General features: G+C 69.9%; 19 protein-coding genes. 7 read left to right on the top strand and 12 right to left on the bottom strand.

The window, feature by feature from the left end; translation table 11 throughout:
- Positions 1-87: 87 nt before the first annotated feature.
- The 5 genes from OG509_RS19090 to OG509_RS19070 all read right to left on the bottom strand — a co-directional run bounded on the left by OG509_RS19090 (position 88) and on the right by OG509_RS19070 (position 8,149).
- Positions 88-1,017: an anti-sigma factor family protein gene (locus tag OG509_RS19090; RefSeq protein WP_406183662.1), complete on the bottom strand. Its 930-nt coding sequence runs from the start codon at positions 1,015-1,017 to the stop codon at positions 88-90.
- Positions 1,014-1,715: an RNA polymerase sigma factor SigM gene (sigM, locus tag OG509_RS19085; protein ID WP_406183661.1), complete on the bottom strand. Its 702-nt coding sequence runs from the start codon at positions 1,713-1,715 to the stop codon at positions 1,014-1,016. Before sigM ends, OG509_RS19090 begins: the two co-directional genes overlap by 4 nt.
- A gap of 100 nt (positions 1,716-1,815) precedes the next feature.
- Positions 1,816-3,543 carry a protein kinase family protein gene (locus OG509_RS19080; protein WP_406183660.1) on the bottom strand — a complete coding sequence of 576 codons (1,728 nt, stop codon included), beginning with the start codon at positions 3,541-3,543 and terminating at the stop codon, positions 1,816-1,818.
- 117 nt (positions 3,544-3,660) lie between these two features.
- Positions 3,661-5,835, bottom strand: coding sequence for a murein biosynthesis integral membrane protein MurJ (murJ, locus tag OG509_RS19075; RefSeq protein WP_406183659.1), 2,175 nt, complete (start codon positions 5,833-5,835; stop codon positions 3,661-3,663).
- Between the two features lie 46 nt (positions 5,836-5,881).
- A complete protein-coding gene (locus OG509_RS19070; protein ID WP_406183658.1) occupies positions 5,882-8,149 on the bottom strand; it encodes a DUF6049 family protein in 2,268 nt (755 codons plus the stop codon).
- 185 nt (positions 8,150-8,334) lie between these two features.
- Between OG509_RS19070 and OG509_RS19065 the strand changes: the two genes are divergently transcribed.
- Complete coding sequence (locus OG509_RS19065) at positions 8,335-9,777, top strand: CCA tRNA nucleotidyltransferase (RefSeq protein ID WP_385585752.1); 1,443 nt, start codon at positions 8,335-8,337, stop codon at positions 9,775-9,777.
- 71 nt (positions 9,778-9,848) lie between these two features.
- On the opposite strand, the gene OG509_RS19060 is transcribed toward OG509_RS19065, so the two are convergent.
- From OG509_RS19060 to OG509_RS19050, 3 genes are all read right to left on the bottom strand, one after another.
- Entirely contained in the window at positions 9,849-11,114 is a 1,266-nt protein-coding gene (locus tag OG509_RS19060) for an MFS transporter (protein WP_406183657.1), read from the bottom strand.
- 105 nt (positions 11,115-11,219) lie between these two features.
- Entirely contained in the window at positions 11,220-12,302 is a 1,083-nt protein-coding gene (locus OG509_RS19055; RefSeq protein ID WP_406183656.1) for an inositol-3-phosphate synthase, read from the bottom strand.
- Between the two features lie 49 nt (positions 12,303-12,351).
- Positions 12,352-12,954, bottom strand: coding sequence for a PadR family transcriptional regulator (locus tag OG509_RS19050; RefSeq protein WP_030292615.1), 603 nt, complete (start codon positions 12,952-12,954; stop codon positions 12,352-12,354).
- A gap of 273 nt (positions 12,955-13,227) precedes the next feature.
- On the opposite strand from OG509_RS19050, the gene OG509_RS19045 reads away from it, so the two are divergent.
- Complete coding sequence (locus OG509_RS19045; protein WP_406183655.1) at positions 13,228-15,825, top strand: transglycosylase domain-containing protein; 2,598 nt, start codon at positions 13,228-13,230, stop codon at positions 15,823-15,825.
- An 87-nt stretch (positions 15,826-15,912) separates the two neighbouring features.
- A complete protein-coding gene (locus OG509_RS19040) occupies positions 15,913-17,373 on the top strand; it encodes a glycosyltransferase family 87 protein (RefSeq protein ID WP_406183654.1) in 1,461 nt (486 codons plus the stop codon).
- Between the two features lie 4 nt (positions 17,374-17,377).
- On the opposite strand, the gene OG509_RS19035 is transcribed toward OG509_RS19040, so the two are convergent.
- The 3 genes from OG509_RS19035 to OG509_RS19025 form a co-directional block, all read right to left on the bottom strand.
- Positions 17,378-18,409, bottom strand: coding sequence for an alanine racemase (locus OG509_RS19035; RefSeq protein ID WP_099890647.1), 1,032 nt, complete (start codon positions 18,407-18,409; stop codon positions 17,378-17,380).
- A 70-nt stretch (positions 18,410-18,479) separates the two neighbouring features.
- A complete protein-coding gene (locus OG509_RS19030) occupies positions 18,480-19,598 on the bottom strand; it encodes a peptidoglycan bridge formation glycyltransferase FemA/FemB family protein (RefSeq protein WP_030153200.1) in 1,119 nt (372 codons plus the stop codon).
- Between the two features lie 130 nt (positions 19,599-19,728).
- The gene (locus tag OG509_RS19025; RefSeq protein ID WP_030153201.1) at positions 19,729-20,043 is read right to left on the bottom strand and encodes a hypothetical protein; all 315 of its coding nucleotides are present in this window, start codon (positions 20,041-20,043) and stop codon (positions 19,729-19,731) included.
- Positions 20,044-20,290: 247 nt separating this feature from the next.
- Between OG509_RS19025 and rpsF the strand changes: the two genes are divergently transcribed.
- The 4 genes from rpsF to rplI all read left to right on the top strand — a co-directional run bounded on the left by rpsF (position 20,291) and on the right by rplI (position 21,995).
- On the top strand, positions 20,291-20,581 hold the full coding sequence (rpsF, locus tag OG509_RS19020) for a 30S ribosomal protein S6 (protein WP_004950685.1): 291 nt from the start codon (positions 20,291-20,293) through the stop codon (positions 20,579-20,581).
- A gap of 72 nt (positions 20,582-20,653) precedes the next feature.
- The gene (locus OG509_RS19015) at positions 20,654-21,250 is read left to right on the top strand and encodes a single-stranded DNA-binding protein (protein ID WP_030153211.1); all 597 of its coding nucleotides are present in this window, start codon (positions 20,654-20,656) and stop codon (positions 21,248-21,250) included.
- Between the two features lie 43 nt (positions 21,251-21,293).
- Complete coding sequence (gene rpsR, locus OG509_RS19010; RefSeq protein ID WP_005315025.1) at positions 21,294-21,530, top strand: 30S ribosomal protein S18; 237 nt, start codon at positions 21,294-21,296, stop codon at positions 21,528-21,530.
- Positions 21,531-21,548: 18 nt separating this feature from the next.
- Positions 21,549-21,995: a 50S ribosomal protein L9 gene (gene rplI / locus OG509_RS19005; RefSeq protein ID WP_030153214.1), complete on the top strand. Its 447-nt coding sequence runs from the start codon at positions 21,549-21,551 to the stop codon at positions 21,993-21,995.
- A gap of 130 nt (positions 21,996-22,125) precedes the next feature.
- On the opposite strand, the gene OG509_RS19000 is transcribed toward rplI, so the two are convergent.
- A complete protein-coding gene (locus tag OG509_RS19000; RefSeq protein WP_406183653.1) occupies positions 22,126-23,463 on the bottom strand; it encodes an MATE family efflux transporter in 1,338 nt (445 codons plus the stop codon).
- Positions 23,464-23,501 lie beyond the last annotated feature (38 nt).

The following is a 23,501-nucleotide window of genomic DNA, read 5'->3' as shown; positions in this document are numbered from 1 at the left end:
CCGAAGGGGCCGTGTGTTGTCTCACCCCACCCAACGGATCCTACGGCGCATGCATTCCCGGCCCGCTCCCTCGCGGTCCCGAAGGTGTCAGCTTCGAGGATATGTCCTGGTCAGCAACGGTTTATCGGGGGCGGTCGACGGGGTGTTCGTGCACTGGACGCCCACGAGGTAGGCGTCCACCCGGGCAGAGTCGCCGGGGTGCGGCAGGACGAGGAGGAAGACCTCGGTGCCCTGGTAGCTGCCCCGTTCGGCCGCGAGCGGGGTGTCGGGGCGACCGGTGGCGTCCTGGACACAGGCCGGTACGGAGGAGGCGGTCGTGCGGTTGCCGTCACCGGGGGCCAGGCCCGGAGAGGGCGTGGTGTTCTCCAATCCGTACGTGTTGTTCGGCTGTTCCTCCTGCGGGACGGTCTTGGCGCCGGATCCGGAGGCCAGGAGCCGGTGCACGTTGTCTTGGAGCCCCTGCGCGGTGTACGTGCCGTCGACGGGGGTCGCGGCTGCCGTGCTCGTCGCGGATCTGCGGGCGGCGGTGTCCGGGGAGCCGGTCCCGAGCAGGTTGCCCGCGAGGAAGATCCCAAGAGCGCAGGCGGCCGCTCCGGCCAGGCCGGCGATGACGGCGATCCGGCGGCGGGCGCGACGGCGCCCGGGACCGGTTGCTCCGGCCGGGTGACCGGCGGGCCGCCCGGAGCCCGGACCCGAGGGCGCGGCAGGCGATGTTTCACGTGAAACATCGGGGTCCGGGACGGGCTCCGCTCTGGGCGCGGTGGAGTCGAGGAGGGCTTCGGCGGCGAGGGCCGCGTCGATGCGCCCGGCGATGTCGGAGGGCATCCGGGGCGGTCCCGGCAGGGTGCCGAGGAGCCCGCGGATCTCCTCCAGGGAGGCGTGGACGTCGGCGCACAGCGGGCAGTCGCCCAGATGGCGGCGTACCTCGGCGCTCCGGACCGGGGAGAGGAGCCCTTCGGTCAGGTCGGAGATCTCCGAGACGTCAGGGTGCCGGATCGTGCCGGTTGCGGGAGTCACGTTCGTCCACCTCCGCCCTTCACCGTGTCTGCGTCTGGCGCTGGCTGACTGGGGTCTGCCGCTGGTGGGACGGGTGTCCCCGGCGTCCGGTTCCTTCCCCGCTCGGCGGCGGTGTTATCCCCGGCATTCGAGCGCAGATGAGTGAGCATCGGGAGGAGCTTCGCCCGGCCGCGCGCACACCGGCTCTTCACGGTGCCGGTGGGGACGTCGAGGATACGGGCGGCCTCGGCGACGGGGTATGCCTGCATGTCGACGAGGACCAGGGCGGCCCGCTGCTCGGCCGGGAGCGTGCCGAGGGCGGCCAGGAGCTGCCGGTGGAGGTCCTGGCGCTCCGCCGGTGCCTCGGCGGACTCGTGGGGCTCCAGGAGGCGCTCCAGGCGCTCCGTGTCGTCGAGGGGCGAGGTCCTGCGGGAGGCGGCCTTGCGGGCCCGGTCGAGGCAGGCGTTGACGGTGATGCGGTGCAGCCAGGTGGTGACGGCCGATTCGCCGCGGAACGTGTGGGCGGCCCGGTAGGCGGAGACGAGGGCGTCCTGCACCGCGTCGGCGGCTTCCTCGCGGTCCCCGAGGGTGCGCAGGGCCACGGCCCACAGCCGGTCGCGGTGCCGCCGAACGAGCTCCCCGAAGGCATCGGGATCACCGGCGGCATGCAGCGCCAGCAGCTCCTGGTCGCTCCGGTCGTCTCCCCTGGCTGAGTGCATCACACCTCCCTCCGGAAGGGAGCGTACGGGTCGGGCGGGCTGAATACGAGGGACCGCTGCGCAGTTGGCGCAGCGGTCCCGTATCGGTGGCGGTCTGGTCCTATTCGGCCGTACCGAGCACCTTGATCTCGTTGATGCCACCCCGGTAGCCGTCCCCGCCACCCTCGGAGGGCAGTGCGGTGATGTGGACCAGCACGTAGCGGGTCTTGATCGGAGTGTCCCGCGTGGCCTGCAGGTTCTTCCCCGCGTTGCCCAGTTTCACGAGTTCTTGGGGGAAGCCGGAGATGCCGCGCGGCGAGGTGGCCTCGGGGGCTGCGGCGCGGACCTCGACCTTGTGCCCCGCACTGCGCATGTCCACGTCGATGCCCGTCACGTCCTGGACGCTGCCGAGGTCGACGACGATGCCGCTGCCGTCCTCGTAGTCGTCCAGGTTGCCGAACTTTCCTTCGTAGCCGTAGAAGATCTTGGTGACCCACGCGGTGTCGTGGTTGCCGTCGACGGCCTTGTCGGCATCCTCGGCCTTGATCGGTTCCTTGCCGAAGACGAAGGCGCCGGCGATGTGCAGCGGCTTGCTCTCCTTCGGCTTCTTCTCGTCCTCTTTGGTCTTGGTGGACTGCGAGTTGCCGGTGCCGCCGCTGCCCCCCTTGACGTGGTCCAGGAGGGTGTCGGCGAGCTGCCAGCTGCCCAGGCCCAGGGCGGCGATGAGCAGAGCGGCCACACCCCACTTCAGGACGCGACCGGTGCGGCTCTGCAGCGGGGGCGGCGGGACAACGATGGGGCGGGTGGCCGACGCGCCCGGGTGAGTCGGCGGACGGCCGTAGCTGCCCTGCTGGTAGGTGGTGTGCTGGTAATCCGGCGGAGCGGTGAAAGCGGGCTCCGGCGGCCGGATGCGGGGCATCGCGGCGACCGCCTTCGCCAGTTCCTCCGGTGTGGTGCAGGGCGGCTCCTGCCGGGAAGCGGTGGCCCCGTCGTTGGCGAGGGCGCGCATGGCGAGCTCCCCCAGCCCGCGGTGCACTCCGGCACGGACCTGGTCGGGCGCGATCAGGCCGACGCCCTTGGGCAGGCCCGTCAGTCCGTACGCGTCGTCCTCGTACGGCCAGCGCTGGGTCAGGGCGGCGTACAGCAGTGCGCCGATGGCCTCCGTGTCCGCGCGCTGCGGGGTGTCGCTGGTGATGCCGCGCAGGGCGGCGTTCACGGCGAGCCCGCGGATGCGGTACTGGCCCGTGGAGGTCCGCAGTATGGCGCTGGGCGTCAGCCGCAGGTGGGCCAGGCCCTCGCGGTGTGCGGCGGCCATGGCCTGGGAGACCTGCGTGACGAGCTGGTAGGCCTCGTGGGGCTCCAGGGGGCCCGCGGCGAGGATCGCGGTCAGCTCGGTGGCGTCGGGCAGCCACTCGTGGACGACGTAGACGAGGTCGTTCTCCTCCACGGCGTCGAGGACGTGGACGAACCGAGGGTCGCCGAGCAGCGCGGAGGAGCGGGCGGCGGCCAGGACGGAGCGGGCCCGGGGGTGGTCGGCGGGCAGCAGGTGGACGCCCACGGCACGGCGCAGCTTCTCGTCCATGGCACGCCAGCTGCTGAATCCGTCCAGACGGGTGACGCACTCTTCGAGGCGGTAGCGCCTGGCGAGCTTGTGGCCGCTGTGGAGTTCGGGGGCGGCAGCAGGGGCCGCTTTCCTGCGTTCGCCGTCCTTTTCGGGCATGGGTCCGTCCGCGGCTCGTCCGTTCTGGGTGTCCACCCCGTCGGCCATGGCCTGTGCCGCATCTGCGGCCGGCGGCTTGTCGCCGCCGTTGTCGGCCACGTCGACGGCAGCCGTGCTACGTTCCGCCACCGTCGTTCCTGCCTCCCCATCCGTTACGCGCTGTCGGCCAGTCTGCGAAGCCATGCCAATTGTGCCCACAGTCCGGCGCTATGCACGACACGCGAAGGGCCCCGACGGTTGTGCGCATCAGCGCCCCATGCGCCCGCGGACCATTCCGACCATGGCGTTGAGCTCTTCGATGCGCATCCGCTTGGCTGCCACGAGGAACACGGCGCCCAGGGCGATTCCGCCGGTGACCAACGCGACGAGGGAGCCGGTGACTCCGCTTCCGAGCCACTGGGTGACCGCGTAGGCGGCTGCGCCCGCCACTGCGGCCGCGGGGACGCAGGCGCCGGTGAGGCGGGCGTAGGTGCGCATCACGTGGGCGCCGTCGAGGTCGCCGCCCAGCCGGGTGCGCAGGCGCCGCCAGGCGACGCCGACGCCGACGGTATAGCCGAGGCCGTAGGCGGCGGCCATGCCCACGACGGCCCAGCGTGCGGGGAGCACGAAGAACGCGGCGGTGGAGACGGCCGCGTTGACGCCGGCGACGATGACCGTGTTGTAGAAGGGCGTCCGGGTGTCCTCGTAGGCGTAGAACCCGCGCAGGACGACGTACTGGACGGAGTACGGGATGAGTCCGAGGCCGAAGGCCATCAGGACGTAGCCGATGTTCTGGGCTCCGGATCCGGAACCGGCGTACAGCAGCGTGGCCATGGGGACGCCGAGGGCGAGGAACGCGAAGGCGCAGGGCACGATCGCGACGGCCGAGGTGCGCAGTCCGTAGGAGATGTCGTCGCGGACGGCGGCCGCGTCCCCGTCGTGGGCGGAGCGGGAGATGCGCGGCAGCACGGCCGTCATGACGGAGACGGTGATGATGGCCTGCGGCATCTGCCACAGCAGCAGCGCGTAGTTGTAGGCGGTGATGCCGGTGCCGGGGTGGCCCTGCTTCTCCGCGACGGATCCGGCCCAGGTGGCCAGCTGCGTCACGACGACGAGGCCGATCTGGTTGGCCAGTACGAAGAAGAACGTCCACTTGGCCAGGCCGGCGGCCTTGCCGAGGCCGTGGCCCCGCCAGTCGAAGCGCAGGCGCGGCCGGAACCCGGCGTCGCGCAGGTAGGGCAGCATCGCGAGGGCCTGGACGGTGAGGCCCAGGAGGGTGCCGAGGCCGAGCAGGCGGACGCCCTCGGGGGTGACGGTGGTCGCGCTGACACCCGAGGTGGTGAAGCCGCCGAAGGCCCAGATGAAGGCGCCGAACGTGGCGATGACGACGATGTTGTTGAGGACGGGGGTCCACATCATCGCGCCGAACCGGCCGCGTGCGTTCAGGATCTGACCGAGGACCACGTGCACGCCCATGAAGAACATGGTCGGCAGGCAGTAGCGGGCGAAGGCGACCGCGACCTCCATCTGCTGGGGGTCGGACGCGAGCTTCGGCGACATCATCGTGATGAACACCGGCGCCGCGAGGACGCAGATCGTGGTGATGGCGGCCAGCAGCACGACGACGAGCGTCAGGAGGCGGTTGGCGTAGGCCTCGCCCCCGTCGTCGTCCTGCTTCATGGCCCGCACCAGCTGCGGGATGAAGACGGCGTTGAGCGCGCCGCCGCCGACCAGCACGTAGATCATCGTCGGCAGGGTGTTGGCGATCTGGTACGTGTCGTTGAACGTGCCGACGCCGATGGCACCGGCGATGACGAGGGTCCGCAGGAAACCGGTGATGCGGGAGACGATCGTGCCGGCGGCCATGACGGCGCTGGACTTGAGGAGGCCCGAGGCGCGGCCGGCGGGCTTGCTCGGCGCCGGGGCCGCGACGGGGGCGTCCTCCACGGGAGTGCCGGAAGCGCCCTGCTGGTCCCGGTAGAGGTGCGCGAAGGCGTCGGGCGCGGGCTTCTCGTCCGCCGCCTTGGTGACCAGGGAGTCCACGCCGACGAACTGGGTGGTCGTCGCGTGGTCGCCGTAGGGCAGGTGCCTGGAGGGCCCGTCCGGCTCGGGCGGCGGGGTCTGGGCCCAGACCTGCGGGTCGGGGGCGTGCGCGGGGGCCTGCGGGGCCGCGTAGAGCGGTCCGGGCTCCTGGTAGGTGCCGGGCGGCGGCGGAGGGTGCGAGGCCCGGTCGTAGAGGACCTCGGCGACGGGGTCCTGGGCCGACAGGTCCTGGGACCGGTACGGGTCGTAGTCGTACGCGTCCTGGACGTACGGGTCACGGTCCGGCGCGGGCGCAGGCACGGGGACCTGCCCGGCCACCGGGGTGCCCGGGACAGCGCCCTGGTAGGGCGCGGGCCCACCAGTGCCCTGCGCGCGGTCACCGTCGTACGGCGCGTTCATCGAAACCCCACCTCATCGTCCCCAGGCCGACCGGCCACGGCATCGCTCAACGGTCCACTGTCTCACCCGTGCCGGACGGCCCGGTGCTTTGCGGTCCGGTGTCCGTGGTCTCGTCACTCGGCTGCGTGCTCTCCTCGGCGGCCGCACGGGCTGCGACGCGCTTGCGGCTGGCGTACATCTTGATGCCCGCCAGGACGAGGAGGAGCACGCCACCGGCGATGACGAGCATGACGGTCGGGGTGATCTCGGTGGCCTCCACGGTGAACTTGCGCGCCTTGCCGTAGGGCACGCCGTCCGTGGTGAAGAGCTGTGCGGTGACCTCGACGGGGCCGCTCGCGGTGGCGTTGGCGGTGAACTTGACCGTCTGGCTGTGTCCGCCCGTGACGGTCACTTCCTGCTCGGCCTGGCCGCTGTCGCCGAACATCAGGCGGGTGGGGTTGGCGGACTTCACTCGCAGGACGAGGTTGTGCACGTCCTGGACGAGGCTGTTCTGGACGCTGACCGGGATGGTCGCGCTGTGTCCGGACAGGGTGGCATCGGACTTGGGGACGACCTTGACCTTCTCGGTGAGACCGATCAAGTACTCCTGCACCTGGTCCCGGTAGAGCCGCGCCTCCTCGGGGCGGCCGCGCCAGGAGGTGGACATCTCGCGGTTGGTGGTGTTGCCGAAGGGGATCTCCACGCGGTCGGGCGCGCTGAGGATCACCTTGAAGTGGTCCAGGGTGTTCTGGGTGGTGCGGATCTTCTCGAAGGCGGAGACCGGCAGCTCCGTCTTGCGCAGCGCCTCGGGGTACTGGCCGGCGCCCGGGACCTGGGTGTTGACGCCCGCGTCGGGCTTGGCCGCGGCCGCGGCGTCGAGGTCGGCCGGCTGGGTCCAGCGGCCCGCCTGCAGGCCCCGTACGGCGGCCGCCATCGTCTGTACCTGGCTGGTGGACGGCATCCGCTGCGGGGTGACGACGAAGCTGCGCTGGTTGTCGGTCTTCTGCAGGTTCAGGGCGAGGCTCTGGGCGAGGAAGCGCTGCACGGCCAGCGTGGCGTTCCCGGCGTTCAGCATGTCGCCCTCGAAGGCGGTGGACAGGTCGGCGTCGGCGACGACGGCGGTGGTGCCCGCGCCGATGGGACGGGCCGCGGAGGGCGTGTAGCCGAGGGCGCCGGTCTCCTGGAGGCTGTCGCTGCGCGTCAGGACGTTGTGGGCGCCCGCCGAGGTCGCCACGTTGACGATCGACGGGTCGATGGCGCCGTCCAGGGGCCAGGAGAAGTCGGTGGACGGGGTGACGTGCAGGACGGTCTCCACGGCCTGCTTCGCCTTGTCGGTGGCCGGCCGCAGCTGACCCAGGGTGCCCGAGACGTCCTTGCCCTGGTGGGCGAGGGAGGCGATGTCGGGGTCGGCGAACGGCAGCGCGACGATCTTCTTGCCCTGGACCGCGGTTTCCAGGGAGCTCAGCCACTGCTCGGCGACGGCCTTGTTCTTGCCCTGGACGATCCGGCCGTCGGGTGCGCGGTACCGGTAGCCCTTGGTCATGGCGTCGACCGTGTAGAGCAGGTCGGGGTCGATGACCCAGGTGACGGGCAGGTCCTTGCCGAGGGCGACCATCTGCTGGAGGCGCCCGCCGGGCTTGAGCTCCTCGGCTAGGGAGTCGTCGAGGAAGACGGGGGTCTGCAGCTCGTCCGAGCCGGTCTCCGCGGTCAGGCGCGTGGTGGAGATCAGCGGCCACAGGTACGTGAGCTGGGAGCGCTTGGCGGCGGCCTCGGGCTGCCAGGGCAGGAAGGTCCGCTTGATGCCGAGCACCTGCTCGTACTGGCGGCTCTCGGTCTCCCCGGACAGCGAGACGCCGATCTGGTAGACGCCGTCCTTGTCCAGCTCCAGCTTGTTCACCGGGATGGTGAGGGTGAAGTCCTGCTTGACCTTGGACGGCAGCGAGGGGATCTTCACGGCATAGGCCGGGTCGATCTCGCCGGGATCCGTGCCGGCCCGGAACCCGGCGCGTTCCGCCGCCTCGTCGATGGAGGCACGGTCGCCCAGGGCGGGCCCGACCCGCAGACCCACATGCGCGCCGGTGATCGTCTCGCGGCCGTTGTTGACCACGCTGCCGGAGATGGTGAGGGTGTCGCCCTTGACCGGGGCCGCGGGGGCCATCCCGTCCAGCTGTACGTCGACGGTGCCCGCCTCGGCGGCCTGGGCGGTCTGCGGGGCGGGCGAGTAGACCAGAGCGGCGAGCACGGGGGTCCCGGCGAGCAGAACGACTGCCCGCCGCAGCCAGCGACGCCGGGCAGGTGCGGGGGGTGCCCCCTGGATGTCTGCCGCCTCGGCCACGCGCTAGCCCGTCCCTCGAAGTGTCAGTGGTCGTCGTTCGTGCGTCCACGAATGGTAACGAGACCCGCTGTGCGCGAGTGCCGCGCCTTGCTCCACATGATCGGGGCCGCCCCGGGGGCCCCGCATGCCGGGGCGGCCGTAAACGCGGGAGCCCTCGCCGGGCGGGGCACGTACCCTTTTCTGTTGTGCCGAACGCCAACGAAGACAACCCCAGTGCCCTGAGTCAGGTGCAGCTCCGCGCGGTCAGTGAACTGCTGCGGGTCGCTCCTGTCGCCGACGAGCTCGGCCGCCGGTTCCAGGAGGCCGGCTTCCGCCTTGCCCTGGTCGGCGGGTCCGTACGCGATGCGCTGCTCGGGCGTCTCGGCAACGACCTCGACTTCACCACCGACGCCCGCCCCGAGGACGTCCTGAAGATCGTCCGGCCGTGGGCCGACTCGGTGTGGGACGTCGGCATCGCCTTCGGCACCGTCGGAGCCCAGAAGGACGGCTTCCAGATCGAGGTGACCACGTACCGCTCGGAGTCGTACGACCGCACCTCGCGCAAGCCGGAGGTCTCTTACGGCGACTCGATCGAGGAGGATCTGGTCCGCCGTGACTTCACCGTGAACGCGATGGCGGTCGCGCTGCCGGAGAAGGAGTTCGTGGACCCGCACGGGGGCCTGGAGGACCTCCAGGCGGGCGTTCTGCGCACTCCCGGCACCCCGGAGGACTCTTTCTCCGACGACCCGCTGCGGATGCTGCGTGCGGCGCGCTTCGCCGCCCAGCTCGACTTCGAGGTCGCCCCCGAGGTCGTGGCGGCGATGAAGGCGATGTCGGACCGGATCGAGATCGTCTCGGCGGAGCGGGTGCAGGGCGAGCTGAACAAGCTGCTGCTGTCCGCGAACCCCCGCAAGGGCCTGGGTCTGCTCGTGGACACCGGGCTGGCCGACCACGTGCTGCCCGAGCTGCCCGCCCTGAGGCTGGAGAGTGACGAGCACCACCGGCACAAGGACGTCTACGACCACTCGCTGATCGTGCTGGAGCAGGCCATCGCGCTGGAGCACGACGGCCCGGACCTGGTGCTGCGGCTGGCGGCCCTGCTCCACGACATCGGCAAGCCGCGCACCCGCCGGTTCGAGAGTGACGGCCGGGTCTCCTTCCACCACCACGAGGTGGTGGGCGCGAAGATGACCAAGAAGCGCATGACCGCGCTGAAGTACTCCAACGACATGGTCAAGGACGTGTCCCGGCTGGTGGAGCTGCACCTGCGCTTCCACGGCTACGGGGACGGCGAATGGACCGACTCCGCGGTGCGGCGCTACGTCCGCGACGCCGGCCCGCTCCTGGACCGCCTGCACAAGCTCACCCGGTCCGACTGCACCACGCGCAACAAGCGCAAGGCCAATGCCCTCTCCCGCACCTACGACGGCCTGGAGGAGCGCATCGCGCAGCTTCAGGAGCAGGAGGAGCTCGACGCCATCCGGCCCGACCTGGACGGCAACGAGATCATGCAGGTCCTGGGCGTCGGTCCCGGGCCGGTGATCGGCAAGGCCTACGCGTTCCTGCTGGAGCTGAGGCTGGAGAACGGCCCGATGGAGCGCGACGCCGCAGTCGCCGCCCTCAAGGAATGGTGGGCGACGCAGGCCTGATCCGCGGTCGGCCGGGTCGATGTTTCACGTGAAACATCGACCCGGCCGACGCTTCCGAGGTGTCTGACGCGTCACGATTGCGCGCCCCGCCGCATCAGGTAGACCGCGGTCAGCGCGTAGAGGACGGCCACGCTCACGATCAGCGTGACGGAGCGCCCGTCCGAGGGGAGCACCAGGGCGGCCACGGCGGCCGCACCCACGAACGCGATGTTGAAGAGCACGTCGTAGACGGAGAACACCCGGCCGCGGAAGTCGTCGTCCACATGGGACTGGATGGCCGTGTCGGTGGAGATCTTGGCGCCCTGCGTGGCGAGGCCCAGCACGAAGGCCGCGGCCAGCATCGGACCGGGCGTGAAGAACAGGCCGAGCGGGGGCACCAGGACCGCCGCCCCGGCGGAGCAGGCCGTGATCCAGCCGCGGGTGCCCAGCCGGCCCACCATCGAGGGGGTGACGACGGCGGCCGCGAAGAATCCGGCCCCGGAGACGCCGACCGCGATGCCCAGCAGGGCGAGGCCGGCGGACTCGCTGTCCGACCAGGAATACCGGCAGAGCATGAGCAGCATCACGAACAGGGCCCCGTAGCAGAAGCGCATCAGGGTCATGGCGGTGAGTGTCTGGGCCGCCTCCCGCCGCGAGGCCAGGTGCCGCAGTCCTTCGACCATGCCCCGGACGGTCAGGGCTATCCCCTGGACGACCGAGGGGTGGACCCGTCCGGCGGGGTGGTCCGGGCCGAGCAGGCCCACGGCCAGGCGCAGCGAGACCAGGGCCGCGCACAGATAGAGCCCGGCGCCGAGCAGCACGACCAGGGCGTTGGAGTCGGAGGCCAGCAGCCGGACGAGGAAGGCGAGCCCCCCGCCGGCAACGGCCGCGAGCGTCCCGGCCGTGGGGGAGAGCGAGTTGGCGGTGACCAGCTGGGCGGGGGCGACGACGCGGGGCAGGGAGGCCGCGAGCCCGGCCAGGACGAAGCGGTTGACGGCGGTGACCGACAGGGCCGAGGCGTAGAAGAGCCAGTCGGGGACGTGCGCGACGATCAGCACACCGGTGACGCAGGCCAGGAGCGCCCGCAGGAGGTTGCCGTAGAGGAAGACCTGGCGGCGGCGCCAGCGGTCGAGCAGCACCCCGGCGAAGGGGCCGATCACCGAGTAGGGCAGCAGCAGGACCGCCATGGCCGAGGCGATGGCCGCGGGCGAGGTCTGCTTCTCGGGGGAGAACACCACGTACGTGGCGAGCGCCACCTGGTAGACGCCGTCGGCGGCCTGGGAGAGCAGCCGTACGGCGAGCAGGTTGCGGAAGTCCCTCAGGCGCAGGAGTACGCGCAGATCACGTACGACAGGCATGAGGGCAAGGGTCACATACGCGGAGGGTCCCCGGGCACATTGCCCGGGGACCCTCCGCGGAAGAACAGTCGAAGACCAGGTGTCCGAAGACCCGTGGGTTCCGACTTAGCGCTCGACCTCGCCCTTGATGAACTTCTCGACGTTGGCCAGGGCCTCGTCGTCGAAGTACTGCACCGGCGGGGACTTCATGAAGTAGCTCGAAGCCGACAGGATCGGGCCACCGATGCCGCGGTCCTTGGCGATCTTCGCGGCGCGCAGGGCGTCGATGATGACACCGGCGGAGTTCGGGGAGTCCCACACCTCAAGCTTGTACTCGAGGTTCAGCGGGACGTCGCCGAAGGCGCGGCCTTCGAGGCGGACGTAGGCCCACTTGCGGTCGTCGAGCCACGCCACGTAGTCGGACGGGCCGATGTGGACGTTCTTCTCGCCGAGCTCACGGTCGGGGATCTGCGAGGTGACGGCCTGCGTCTTGGAGATCTTCTTCGACTCCAGGCGGTCGCGCTCCAGCATGTTCTTGAAGTCCATGTTGCCGCCGACGTTGAGCTGCATGGTGCGCTCGAGTCGGACACCGCGGTCCTCGAACAGCTTCGCCATCACGCGGTGCGTGATGGTGGCGCCGACCTGCGACTTGATGTCGTCGCCGACGATCGGGACACCGGCCTCGGTGAACTTGTCGGCCCACTCCTTGGTGCCGGCGATGAAGACCGGGAGGGCGTTGACGAAGGCGACCTTGGCGTCGATGGCGCACTGGGCGTAGAACTTCGCCGCGGCCTCGGAGCCGACGGGCAGGTAGCAGACCAGAACGTCGACCTCGCGGTCCTTGAGGATCTGGACCACGTCGACCGGGGCCTCGGCGGACTCCTCGATCGTCATGCGGTAGTACTTGCCCAGGCCGTCCAGGGTGTGGCCGCGCTGCACGGTCACACCCGCGTTGGGGACGTCGCAGATCTTGATGGTGTTGTTCTCGCTGGCGCCGATGGCGTCCGAAAGGTCGAGGCCGACCTTCTTCGCGTCGACGTCGAACGCGGCGACGAACTCGACGTCGCCCACGTGGTAGTCGCCGAACTGGACGTGCATCAGACCGGGGACCTTGGCCGCCGGGTCGGCGTCCTTGTAGTACTCGACGCCCTGCACCAGCGAGGCGGCGCAGTTGCCCACGCCGACGATGGCTACGCGAACCGAACCCATTCCGGTTGCTCCCTGTTTGTTCTCGGACGAGGCCTGCGAGATGCAGGCCTCACTTTGCAGTTTCGTCGGGCGGACCGGGTCGTCTCTGATCCCGTCCCGCCCGCTCACTCTCGATGAGCTCGTTCAGCCAGCGCACTTCGCGCTCCACGGACTCCATGCCGTGCCGCTGCAGCTCAAGCGTGTAGTCGTCGAGGCGCTCCCGCGTACGGGCGAGTGAGGCGCGCATCTTCTCCAGGCGCTCCTCCAGCCGGCTGCGGCGGCCCTCAAGGACCCGCATGCGCACTTCCCGCTCGGTCTGACCGAAGAAGGCGAAGCGCGCGGCGAAGGACTCGTCCTCCCAGGCGTCCGGGCCCGTGTGGGACAGGAGCTCCTCGAAGTGCTCCTTACCCGCTGCCGTCAACCGGTAGACGATCTTGGCGCGGCGCCCTGCGAGTGAAGTGGCGAGAGCGTCTTCCGGGGCGTTGCCCGGTTCTTCGATCAACCAGCCGTTGGCGACCAACGTCTTGAGGCAGGGATAGAGCGTTCCGTAGCTGAATGCCCGGAACACCCCAAGCGAGGTGTTGAGCCGCTTGCGGAGCTCGTACCCGTGCATGGGGGATTCGCGGAGCAGGCCGAGGACGGCGAACTCGAGGATGCCTGAGCGCCTGCTCATCCGCCTGCCTCTCCCTCGCCCCTGAGTTTTATACCGAGCTGATGTATCGACTCGATACATCCAGACGATAGAACGGGCCGTCTTCGGCGACAAGGGGTGACGTGGTGACCGGCATCACATCACCAATTCGCACTAGGCGAGTTGCCTGATTTGGGGTGAACTTCGGCACTGTTCGGGTTTTGAGCGTGCGTAGTCTGTGGGCCATGACAACGGGGGAACCGGAATTCACCTGCCGCTTCCAGGCCACTCGCCTGCCCGAGGAGTAGTCGTTCGATGAGCGAGCACCGCCGCAAACCGCCGCAGCCCGAGGGAGGCGGACGTGCCGCGACCCGTCGGGCCGCCCAGCAGCGCCCTGGCCGGGGTGCCGGGCCCGCACGCGACGTACCCACCGCGTCGCCCAGCGGACCGTACGCAGAGCCGCCCGGCCACAGCGGCCGTGCCGACGCACGCCGGGCCACCTCCCGCGGATCCGGGGGGCGCGGACGCGGCGCCGCCGGCGCCGGCGCGGGCCGTGGCGCGGGCCGCCCGGACAAGCGGCTGATCAACTACCCGCGCTCCGACAAGAACGGCTGGCAGCGGTTCGTACCGTCCTGGAAGCTGGTCTGCGGCACGGCCCTCGGCTTCTTCGCCGTCGTCACGGCGGGTGCCGGCATCGGCATCGCCTCGGTGAACACCCCCGACCCGAACAAGGCGGCCCAGGCGCAGAACAACGTCTTCTTCTGGGCGGACGGCACCCAGATGGTGGCCACCGGCGGCTCGATGAACCGCCAGATCGTTCCCATCGACAAGATCCCCAAGTCGATGCAGAACGCGGTGATCTCCGCGGAGAACGAGTCCTTCGAGACGGACAAGGGCGTCGACCCGATGGGCATCGCCCGCGCCGTGTGGAACATGGCCAAGGGCGGCTCCACCCAAGGTGGCTCGACCATCACCCAGCAGTACGTGAAGAACACGTACCTGGACTCCGACCAGACGCTGAAGCGGAAGGTCACCGAGCTCTTCATCTCGATAAAGCTGGGTGTGTCCGAGGAGAAGGACACGATCCTCGCCGGCTACCTCAACACCGCCTACTACGGCCGTGACGCCTACGGCATCCAGGCGGCCGCGCGGGCCTACTTCGGCAAGGACTGCAAGGACCTCACCCCGTCCGAGAGCGCCTTCCTGGCCTCCGTGCTCAAGGGTCCCAACCTCTACAACCCGGACGGCGGCGTCGGTACCGCGGCCACCCCCGAGAAGAACACCGAGCGGGCCAAGGAGCGCTGGGCCTGGGTCCTGGACCGCGAGGTCGCGGTCGGCCGGATGCAGAAGGCCGATCGGGACCAGTTCACGGAGTTCCCGAAGATCGTCGACTCCGAACAGGCCCGCAGCCTGTCCGGACAGACCGGCTACCTCGTCGACACGGCCAAGAAGTACGTGATGAAGGTCACCGGCCTCACGGCCGAGGAGATGGCCCGCGGCGGCTACCAGATCAAGACCACCTTCCAGAAGCCCAAGGTGGACGCCCTGGTCAAGGCCGTCGAGGACACCCGCAACAACTTCCTGGACGAGAAGGCCCGGCCTGAGTACGACACCTTCGTACAGTTCGGGGCCGCCTCGGTGGACGTGAAGAGCGGGGCGATCGTCGCCCTGTACGGCGGGCCTGGCATGGACAAGAAGTACTTCAGCAACAACGCGGACACGCTCGGTGTCCCGGTCGGCTCGACCTGGAAGCCGTACGTCCTGGCGGCCGCGATGCAGTACGGCACCCAGAACTCGCACAGCCAGGGCATCTCGGCCGACAGCAAGTACAACGCGAACGACCTGACCGTCATCAACAACCGCGACGGCAAGCCGCTGCGGGACGCCTCGGGCAAGCCGTTCAAGCAGAAGAACGAGAGCACCTACCCCTACGGCTACGTGACCCTCAACGAGGCGATGGAGAAGTCCATCAACGTGCCGTTCGCGCAGCTCGTCTTCGACGTCGGCCACAACAAGGTCCGTGAGGTGGCCGAGGCCACGGGCATCCTCAAGGACTCGATGAACCCGAACAACGACGCCTCGTTCGCCCTCGGCACCTCGACCCCGAGCGCCATCCGCATGGCCGACTCGTACGCCACCTTCGCCGCCTCCGGCACCCACCACGATCCGTTCTCCGTGACCAGCGTCGAGAAGGACGGCAAGGAGCTGCCCGGCTTCGGGGCCCCCAAGGAGCAGCGGGCGATGGACGACTCCATCGCCGACAACGTCACCAAGGTGCTGGAGAACGTCGTCGACAACGGCACCGGCACCAAGGTCAGGAAGCTCGGCTTCACCCGGCCCGCCGCCGGCAAGACCGGAACCACCGACCAGAACAAGTCGGCCTGGTTCGTCGGCTACACCCCGGAGCTGTCCACCTCGGTCGCCCTGTTCCGCACCGACCCGAACTCGAAGGACAAGAAGCTCATCTCCATGAACGGCGTGGGCGGCGTCGACTCCATCCACGGTGGCGACATCCCGGCCGCGATCTGGACCGAGTACATGAAGGAAGCCCTCAAGGGCGCCCCGGTCAAGGAGTTCCCGGAGGCCGAGAAGATCGGCGTCACCGCGGACGCCTCCGGTGCCCCCTCGCCGTCTCCGTCCTTCGCACCGTCGCCCTCCCCGTCGATGCCCTCGCCCTCGGCGAGCTCCTCTCCGCCGGTCTCCCCCTCCCCGTCGAAGGGCGGCAAGCCGACTTGCAAGCCGTGGGAGCTGTACTGCATCCCGGACACCAGCGGCGGCACCAACAGCGGCAACACCAACGGGGGCCCCGGCGGAACCGGCGGACCCAGCGGTTCACCGTCGGGGACGCCATCGGGCAAACCGGGCCGTCCCGGCGGCACCAGCTGGGGGACCTCGATGGGAACCTCGGGCTGACCCCGCCTCCCCCTGCTCCGACGAGGGCCGTCGCACACCGTGCGGCGGCCCTCCCGCATGTCCGGCCCCGTACGGCAGGATGAGCGCATGACGAAGGTGCACGAGGACCGACCCGTACTGCCCACCCAGCAGGACGAGGTCGCCGCGGCGGGCAGTGAGTTCCTCGGCGGCCCGATGGGCCGCTACGCCCGGCTGGGCGGCCACTGGCTGACCCCGGTCCGCGTCGTGGTCCTCGTGGCCCTCGGGATGTTCGCGCTCGGCATGGTGCAGAAGCTGCCCTGCTACGACTGGGCGTGGTTCCGGGGAGCCGGCTCCCAGTACACGCACGCCTGCTACTCCGACATCCCGCACCTGTTCTCCGTACGCGGCTTCGCCGACGGGCTCACGCCCTACTTCGACCGCCTCCCCGGTGACATGGAGTACCTGGAGTACCCGGTCCTCACCGGCCTCTTCATGGAGGTCGCCTCCTGGCTGACCCCGGGCAGCGGCTCCATGCAGCACCGCGAACAGATGTACTGGATGGTCAACGCCGGGATGCTGATGGCCTGCACCGCGGTCATCGCCGTCTGCGTCGTGCGCACCCACCGCCGCCGGCCCTGGGACGCGCTGCTCTTCGCCCTCGCGCCCGCCTTCGCGCTCACCGCGACGATCAACTGGGACCTGCTGGCCATCGCCCTGACCGCCGCGGGGATGCTCATGTGGTCCCGCGGCCGCACCCTGCTCTTCGGCGTCCTCATCGGCCTGGCCACCGCCGCCAAGCTCTATCCCGTCCTGTTGCTCGGCGTGCTGTTCGTGCTGTGCTGGCGGGCCGGGAAGTGGCGGGCGTTCGGCTCCGCCGCCCTCGGCGCGGCCGTCTCCTGGCTCCTGGTGAACCTGCCCGTCATGATCTACGCCTGGGACGGCTGGAAGAAGTTCTACACGTTCAGCCAGGAACGCCCGATCGACTTCGGCTCCGTGTGGTTGCTCATCTCCCAGCGCTCCGGGAACCCCCTGCACGACGCCAACACGTACGCGACGGGCCTGACGCTGCTGCTGTGCGCGGGCATCGGCGTGCTGACGCTGACCGCCCCCCGCCGCCCCCGCTTCGCGCAGCTGGCCTTCCTGGTCGTGGCGGCCTTCATCCTGGCCAACAAGGTCTACTCGCCGCAGTACGTGCTGTGGCTCATCCCGCTCGCGGCGCTGGCCCGCCCGCGCTGGCGGGACTTCCTGATCTGGCAGGCCGGCGAGGTCGTGTACTTCCTCGGGATCTGGCTGTACCTCGCCTACACGACCAGCGGGGACAAGCACCAGGGCCTGCCCGTGGAGGGCTACCAGCTGGCGATCGCCGCCCACCTGCTGGCGACCCTCTACCTCTGCGCCGTCGTCGTCCGCGACATCCTGCTGCCCGATCGGGACGTCGTACGCCGCGACGGATCGGACGACCCGTCCGGCGGCGTCCTGGACGGGGCCGAGGACGTGTTCGTGCTCTCGGACGCAGCGAGGGCGCCGCAGGACGCGGCGCCCTCGGAGGGACAGCGGGTGGAGTGGGGCATGGCCCGCAAGGACTGACCGGTCAGGCGTCGAGCACCCGGTCGAACTGCGTGGTGGTGTGGCGCAGGTGTGCCACCAGCTCGTCGCCGACCTTCGGCTCGGGGGCGTCCGACGGCACGAACAGGATCGACACCTGCATGTGCGGGGGCTCCGCGAACCAGCGCTGCTTGCCCGCCCACACGAACGGCGACAGGTTCCGGTTCACGGTCGCCAGACCGGCCCGGGCCACGCCCTTGGCGCGCGGCATCACCCCGTGCAGGGCCTTGGGGGCCTCCAGGCCCACCCCGTGCGAGGTGCCGCCCGCGACGACGACCAGCCAGCCGTCGGAGGCGGCCTTCTGCTGGCGGTAGCCGAACCGGTCGCCCTTGGCGACGCGCGTGACGTCCAGGACGGCGCCGCGGTACTCGGTCGCCTCGTGGTCGCCCAGCCACAGCCGGGTGCCGATCCGCGCCCGGAAGCGGGTCTGCGGGAACTGCTGCTGGAGCCGGGCCAGCTCCTCGGCCCGCAGGTGGCTGACGAACATGGTGTGCAGCGGCAGCCGGGCCGCGCGCAGCCGGTCCATCCAGCCGATGACCTCCTCGACGGCGTCCGAGCCGTCCGGGCGGTCCAGCGGCAGGTGCAGGGCGAAGCCCTCCAGGCGTACGTCCTCGATCGCCGCGTGCAGCTGGCCCAGGTCCTGCTCGGAGATGCCGTGGCGGCGCATCGAGCTCATGCACTCGATGACCACGCGGGCGCCGACCAGGCCGCGGACCCCGTCCAGCGAGGACACCGAGCGGATCACCCGGTCCGGCAGCGGCACCGGCTCCTCGCCCCGCCGGAACGGGGTGAGGACGAGCAGGTCGCCGCCGAAGTAGTCCTTGATGCTGGCGGCCTCGTACGTGGTCCCGACGGCCAGTACGTCGGCGCCCAGCCGGGTCGCCTCCTCGCACAGCCGCTCGTGGCCGAAGCCGTAGCCGTTGCCCTTGCAGACCGGGATCATCCCGGGGAACTGGTCCTGGATCTGCTTCTGGTGCGCACGCCAGCGCGCGGTGTCGACGTAGAGCGTGAGCGCCATGCCCGTCCGGAGCCTCTCTCGAAAAAGCTGCCTGTGCAGCGGTGCGGTGTGTGGGGGATGCGGCAGCGGGTCAGCGGCGCGACATGTAGATGTCGAGCGCCTTGTGCAGCATCTTGTTGAGCGGGAAGTCCCACTCGCCGACGTACTCGACGGCCTCGCCGCCGGTGCCGACCTTGAACTGGATCAGGCCGAACAGGTGGTCGTTCTCGTCCAGCGTGTCGCTGATGCCGCGCAGGTCGTAGACGCTCGCACCGAGCGCGTACGAATCGCGCAGCATGCGCCACTGCATCGCGTTCGAGGGCCGCACCTCGCGCTTGTGGTTGGCGGATGCTCCGTACGAGTACCAGACGTGCTGGCCGACGGTGAGCATCGTGGCGGCGGCCAGCGGCTCCCCCTCGTGCTTCGCGATGTACAGCCGCATCCGGTTCGGGTCCTCGGAGTTGAGGGCCGTCCACTGGCGCTGGAAGTAGCTGAGCGGGCGCGGGCGGAACTTGTCGCGCTCGGCCGTGATCTCGTACAGCTCCTGCCAGACCGGCAGGTCCTCGTAGCCGCCCTGGACGACCTCGACACCGGCCTTCTCGGCCTTCTTGATGTTGCGGCGCCACAGCTGGTTGAAGCCCTTGAGGACGTCGTCCAGCGAACGGTTGGCGAGCGGCACCTGGAAGACGTAGCGCGGCTGCACGTCGCCGAAGCCGGCGCCGCCGTCCTCGCCCTGCTGCCAGCCCATGCGGCGCAGCTTGTCGGACACCTCGAAGGCGCGGGGCTCGATGTGCGAGGCCTCCACGTCCCGCAGGCGCTTGACCTCCGGGTCCTGGATCCCGGCCTTGATGGCGGCGGAGTTCCAGCGGCGGATGACGACGGGCGGACCCATCTTCACGGTGAAGGCGCCCTGGCGCTTGAGGTGGGCCAGCATCGGCTGGAGCCACTCCTCCAGATTCGGGGCGTACCAGTTGATGACCGGGCCCTCGGGAAGGTACGCGAGGTACCGCTTCACCTTGGGCAGCTGCCGGTACAACACGAGGGCGGCACCGACCAGTTCGTCGTTCTGGTCGAACCAACCGAGGTTCTCGGAACGCCACTCGTTCTTCACGTCGGCCCACGCCGGGACCTGGCAGTGGCTAGCCGAGGGCAGGCTCTGGAGGTATCCCAGATGCTGCTCTCGGCTGATGGTCCTCAGGGACAGGCTCATGCGGGGCGTCTCCTCGGCGGCTTCGCTGGCTATGGCGCGAAGCCTACTGCGACAAGGGCGCCACCCATCTGGGGGACGGGCCGGGCCCGGGCCGGTGTGTGGCCGGCGCCCTGTCGCCGAGGTGCCGCGGTCAGCCCGCCCAGCCGCCGAAGAGACCGCCGTGCGCCATGCCGAGGTAGAAGCCCACGGCCGAGGCGCCAAGCCCGATGATCAGTGCGAAGCGCTCGCGTGTCGTCTCCGAGATGAACTGTCCGTACGCGCCGGTCAGGATGCCGACGAGCCCGGTCCACGAGCTGAGCAGGTGCAGATTGTCGAAGAACCCCGTGACGAACGCCACGGCGCCGAGCACCACCGTGGCCACCATGAGGGTGTCCTGCAGGGGGTGGGGCTTGCCATCGGTCGCGAAGAGCGAGATGGAGGACTGGGATCGCATTGCCTGTGCCATCGGAAGGCACCTCCTGGCTGAAGCAGAGCGGTGCACGGGCGCCTCCGGCAGGGGCCGGGGGCATAGCACCGAGCACACCCGATGAATACAGAGTGTGGCCTCCTCCCGCCGGATTTCAACCGGAAGGAGTCGAGCAGGTAGTCTGTACAGCTGCGCGGTGTCTGCTCACAGACGCCGTGCGCACGCATCACGACCCTCCTGCCACGGAACGACCGTGGCCGCTGAGTCCAAAGGAGGTGGGTTCCACATGCGTCACTACGAAGTGATGGTCATCCTCGACCCCGATCTCGAGGAGCGCGCTGTCTCCCCGCTGATCGAGAACTTCCTTTCTGTCGTCCGTGAGGGCAACGGAAAGGTCGAGAAGGTCGACACCTGGGGCCGTCGTCGTCTCGCTTACGAGATCAAGAAGAAGCCCGAGGGCATCTACTCGGTCATCGACCTTCAGGCCGAGCCTGCGGTCGTCAAGGAGCTTGACCGACAGATGAACCTGAACGAGTCGGTTCTCCGGACCAAGGTCCTTCGCCCCGAGACCCACTGAACTTCGGTTCAGCGGTAATCGGGACCGAGTAGCACAGCAGCCCAGCAGCAATCCCCGCCGAGAGGTTCATCCATGGCAGGCGAGACCGTCATCACGGTCGTCGGCAATCTCGTCGACGACCCCGAGCTGCGCTTCACCCCCTCGGGTGCGGCGGTCGCGAAGTTCCGTGTCGCGTCCACCCCCCGCACCTTCGACCGTCAGACCAATGAGTGGAAGGACGGCGAGAGCCTGTTCCTGACCTGCTCGGTGTGGCGGCAGGCGGCCGAGAACGTCGCCGAGTCCCTTCAGCGAGGCATGCGCGTCATCGTGCAGGGCCGGCTGAGGCAGCGGTCGTACGAGGACCGTGAGGGTGTCAAGCGCACGGTCTACGAGCTGGACGTCGAGGAAGTCGGCCCCAGCCTGAAGAACGCCACGGCCAAGGTCGCCAAGACCACCGGTCGCGGCGGTCAGGGTGGATACGGCGGTGGCGGCCAGCAGCAGCAGGGCGGCGGCGGTGGCTGGGGCGGAGCCCCCAGCGGCGGCGCCCCGCAGGGCGGCGGAGCTCCCTCCGACGACCCGTGGGCGTCCAGCGCGCCGGCCGGCGGCCAGCAGCAGCAGGGCGGCGGGGGCGGCTGGGGCGGAAGCTCCGGCGGCTCCAACGGTGGCTACTCGGACGAGCCCCCCTTCTAGGGAAGCTCGCATCCCCACTTCTTGATCACACAGGAGAGACACAATGGCGAAGCCGCCTGTGCGCAAGCCTAAGAAGAAGGTCTGCGCATTCTGCAAGGACAAGACCGCGTACGTGGACTACAAGGACACGAACATGCTGCGGAAGTTCATTTCCGACCGCGGCAAGATCCGTGCCCGCCGCGTCACCGGCAACTGCACGCAGCACCAGCGTGACGTCGCCACGGCCGTGAAGAACAGCCGTGAGATGGCGCTGCTGCCCTACACGTCCACCGCGCGATAAGGAAAGGGTGACCGACTAATGAAGATCATCCTGACCCACGAGGTCTCTGGCCTCGGCACCGCCGGCGATGTCGTCGACGTCAAGGACGGTTACGCTCGCAACTACCTGGTCCCGCGTGGTTTCGCGATCCGCTGGACCAAGGGTGGCGAGAAGGACGTGGCGCAGATCCGCCGCGCCCGCAAGATCCACGAGATCGCGACCATCGAGCAGGCCAACGAGGTCAAGGCCAAGCTCGAGGGCACGAAGGTCCGTCTGGCCACCCGCTCGGGTGACGCCGGCCGTCTCTTCGGCTCCGTGACCCCGGCTGACATCGCCACGGCGATCGAGGCTTCCGGTGGTCCGAAGGTCGACAAGCGCCGCGTCGAGCTGGCTGCCCCGATCAAGACCCTCGGTTCGTACCAGGTCTCCGTGCGTCTGCACGCCGAGGTCGCTGCGAACGTGGGCGTCGAGGTCGTCGCCGCCTAAGTGCTGCGAGCGAAGGGCCGCACCCCTGTGGGGGTGCGGCCCTTCGTCGTTCCCGGGGATCGCCGCTCCATGTTTCACGTGAAACATCGGACGCTCCCTCGCGTGTTTCACGTGAAACATTGGTCCGCAGTCAGCGGGTCGCCCCCGCGACCAGCCAGCGGCCTGAGCGGGCCCGCAGCTGGAGGGTGGCCATCCGGACCAGCATCATCAGCGTCATGGCCCACCAGAGCGCGGTGAGACCGCCGCCGAGGGTCGGGACGAGCAGGGCGGCCGGGGTGAACACGGCGAGCGTCAGGAGCATGGCCCAGGCCAGGTAGCGACCGTCGCCCGCGCCCATCAGCACCCCGTCGAGCACGAAGACGATGCCGCACACGGGCTGGGACAAGGCCACGACCAGCAGGGCCGGCAGCAGGGCGTCCTCTACCACGGGGTCGCCGGTGAAGAGCGGGATGAACAGCGGGCGGGCCGCGACCACCAGTGCGCCGAGGACGATGCCGGAGGCGATTCCCCACTGGACCATGCGGCGGCAGACGGCCTTGGCCCCTTCGGTGTCGCCGGCGCCCAGGTAGCGGCCGATGATGGCCTGCCCGGCGATGGCGATCGCGTCGAGGGCGAAGGCGAGCAGGCTCCAGAGGGAGAGCAGTATCTGGTGGGCCGCGATGTCCGCGTCGCCGAGTCGCGCGGCCACGGCGGTCGCGATCATCAGGACGGCGCGCAGGGACAGCGTGCGCACCAGCAGCGGTACACCGGCCTGGGCGCAGGCCCGGATGCCCGCGGGGTCGGGGCGCAGGGACGCGCCGTGCGTACGGGCTCCGCGGACGACCACGAAGAGGTAGGCGGCGGCCATGGCGCATTGGGCGATCACCGTGCCCCAGGCGGAACCGGCGATGCCGAAGCCGGCTCCGTACACGAGGGCGGCGTTCAGGCCCGCGTTGAGGGCGAAGCCTCCGATGGCGACGTAGAGCGGTGTACGGGTGTCCTGGAGGCCGCGGATGACGCCGGTGGCGGCGAGCACCATCAGCATGGCCGGGATGCCCAGGGCGGAGATCCGCAGATAGGTGACCGCGTACGGGGCGACGGTGTCGGAGGCTCCGAAGAGGGAGACCAGCCAGGGCGCCGTCGGCAGCAGGACGGCGACGACGGCGGCGCCGATCAGGAGGGCGAGCCAGATGCCGTCCGTGCCCTGCCGGATGGCTGCCCGGAGGTCTCCGGCGCCGACCCGTCGGGAGACGGCCGCGGTGGTGGCGTAGGCGAGGAAGACGAAGACGCTGACGGCGGTGGTGAGCAGGGCCGCGGCGATGCCGAGGCCGGCCAGCTGGGGAGTGCCGAGGTGCCCCACGATGGCGCTGTCGGCCATCACGAACAGGGGTTCGGCGACGAGCGCACCGAAAGCCGGGACGGCGAGCGCGAGTATCTCGCGGTCGTGCCGTCCCGGGGCAGCCTTCAGCGGGGCGAGGGCCTGTGTCATGCGCTCAATCTAATCTTCCACAGGTAATGGATGCAATG

The sequence above is a fragment of the Streptomyces sp. NBC_01006 genome (assembly GCF_045162725.1).
GTDB lineage: Bacteria > Actinomycetota > Actinomycetes > Streptomycetales > Streptomycetaceae > Streptomyces.
This window is presented reverse-complemented; position numbering and strand designations above follow the sequence as displayed.

Excerpts from the sequence above, each read along its gene's own strand:
- OG509_RS19035 (WP_099890647.1), bottom strand. The coding sequence starts at position 18,409 with ATGGCGCTCACGCTCTACGTCGACACCGCGCGCTGGCGTGCGCACCAG.
- rpsF (WP_004950685.1), top strand. The coding sequence starts at position 20,291 with ATGCGTCACTACGAAGTGATGGTCATCCTCGACCCCGATCTCGAGGAG.
- OG509_RS19060 (WP_406183657.1), bottom strand. The coding sequence starts at position 11,114 with ATGCCTGTCGTACGTGATCTGCGCGTACTCCTGCGCCTGAGGGACTTC.
- OG509_RS19050 (WP_030292615.1), bottom strand. The coding sequence starts at position 12,954 with ATGAGCAGGCGCTCAGGCATCCTCGAGTTCGCCGTCCTCGGCCTGCTC.
- OG509_RS19030 (WP_030153200.1), bottom strand. The coding sequence starts at position 19,598 with ATGAGCCTGTCCCTGAGGACCATCAGCCGAGAGCAGCATCTGGGATAC.
- OG509_RS19025 (WP_030153201.1), bottom strand. The coding sequence starts at position 20,043 with ATGGCACAGGCAATGCGATCCCAGTCCTCCATCTCGCTCTTCGCGACC.
- murJ (WP_406183659.1), bottom strand. The coding sequence starts at position 5,835 with ATGAACGCGCCGTACGACGGTGACCGCGCGCAGGGCACTGGTGGGCCC.
- OG509_RS19040 (WP_406183654.1), top strand. The coding sequence starts at position 15,913 with ATGACGAAGGTGCACGAGGACCGACCCGTACTGCCCACCCAGCAGGAC.
- rpsR (WP_005315025.1), top strand. The coding sequence starts at position 21,294 with ATGGCGAAGCCGCCTGTGCGCAAGCCTAAGAAGAAGGTCTGCGCATTC.
- OG509_RS19055 (WP_406183656.1), bottom strand. The coding sequence starts at position 12,302 with ATGGGTTCGGTTCGCGTAGCCATCGTCGGCGTGGGCAACTGCGCCGCC.
- OG509_RS19045 (WP_406183655.1), top strand. The coding sequence starts at position 13,228 with ATGAGCGAGCACCGCCGCAAACCGCCGCAGCCCGAGGGAGGCGGACGT.
- sigM (WP_406183661.1), bottom strand. The coding sequence starts at position 1,715 with ATGCACTCAGCCAGGGGAGACGACCGGAGCGACCAGGAGCTGCTGGCG.
- OG509_RS19015 (WP_030153211.1), top strand. The coding sequence starts at position 20,654 with ATGGCAGGCGAGACCGTCATCACGGTCGTCGGCAATCTCGTCGACGAC.
- OG509_RS19000 (WP_406183653.1), bottom strand. The coding sequence starts at position 23,463 with ATGACACAGGCCCTCGCCCCGCTGAAGGCTGCCCCGGGACGGCACGAC.
- rplI (WP_030153214.1), top strand. The coding sequence starts at position 21,549 with ATGAAGATCATCCTGACCCACGAGGTCTCTGGCCTCGGCACCGCCGGC.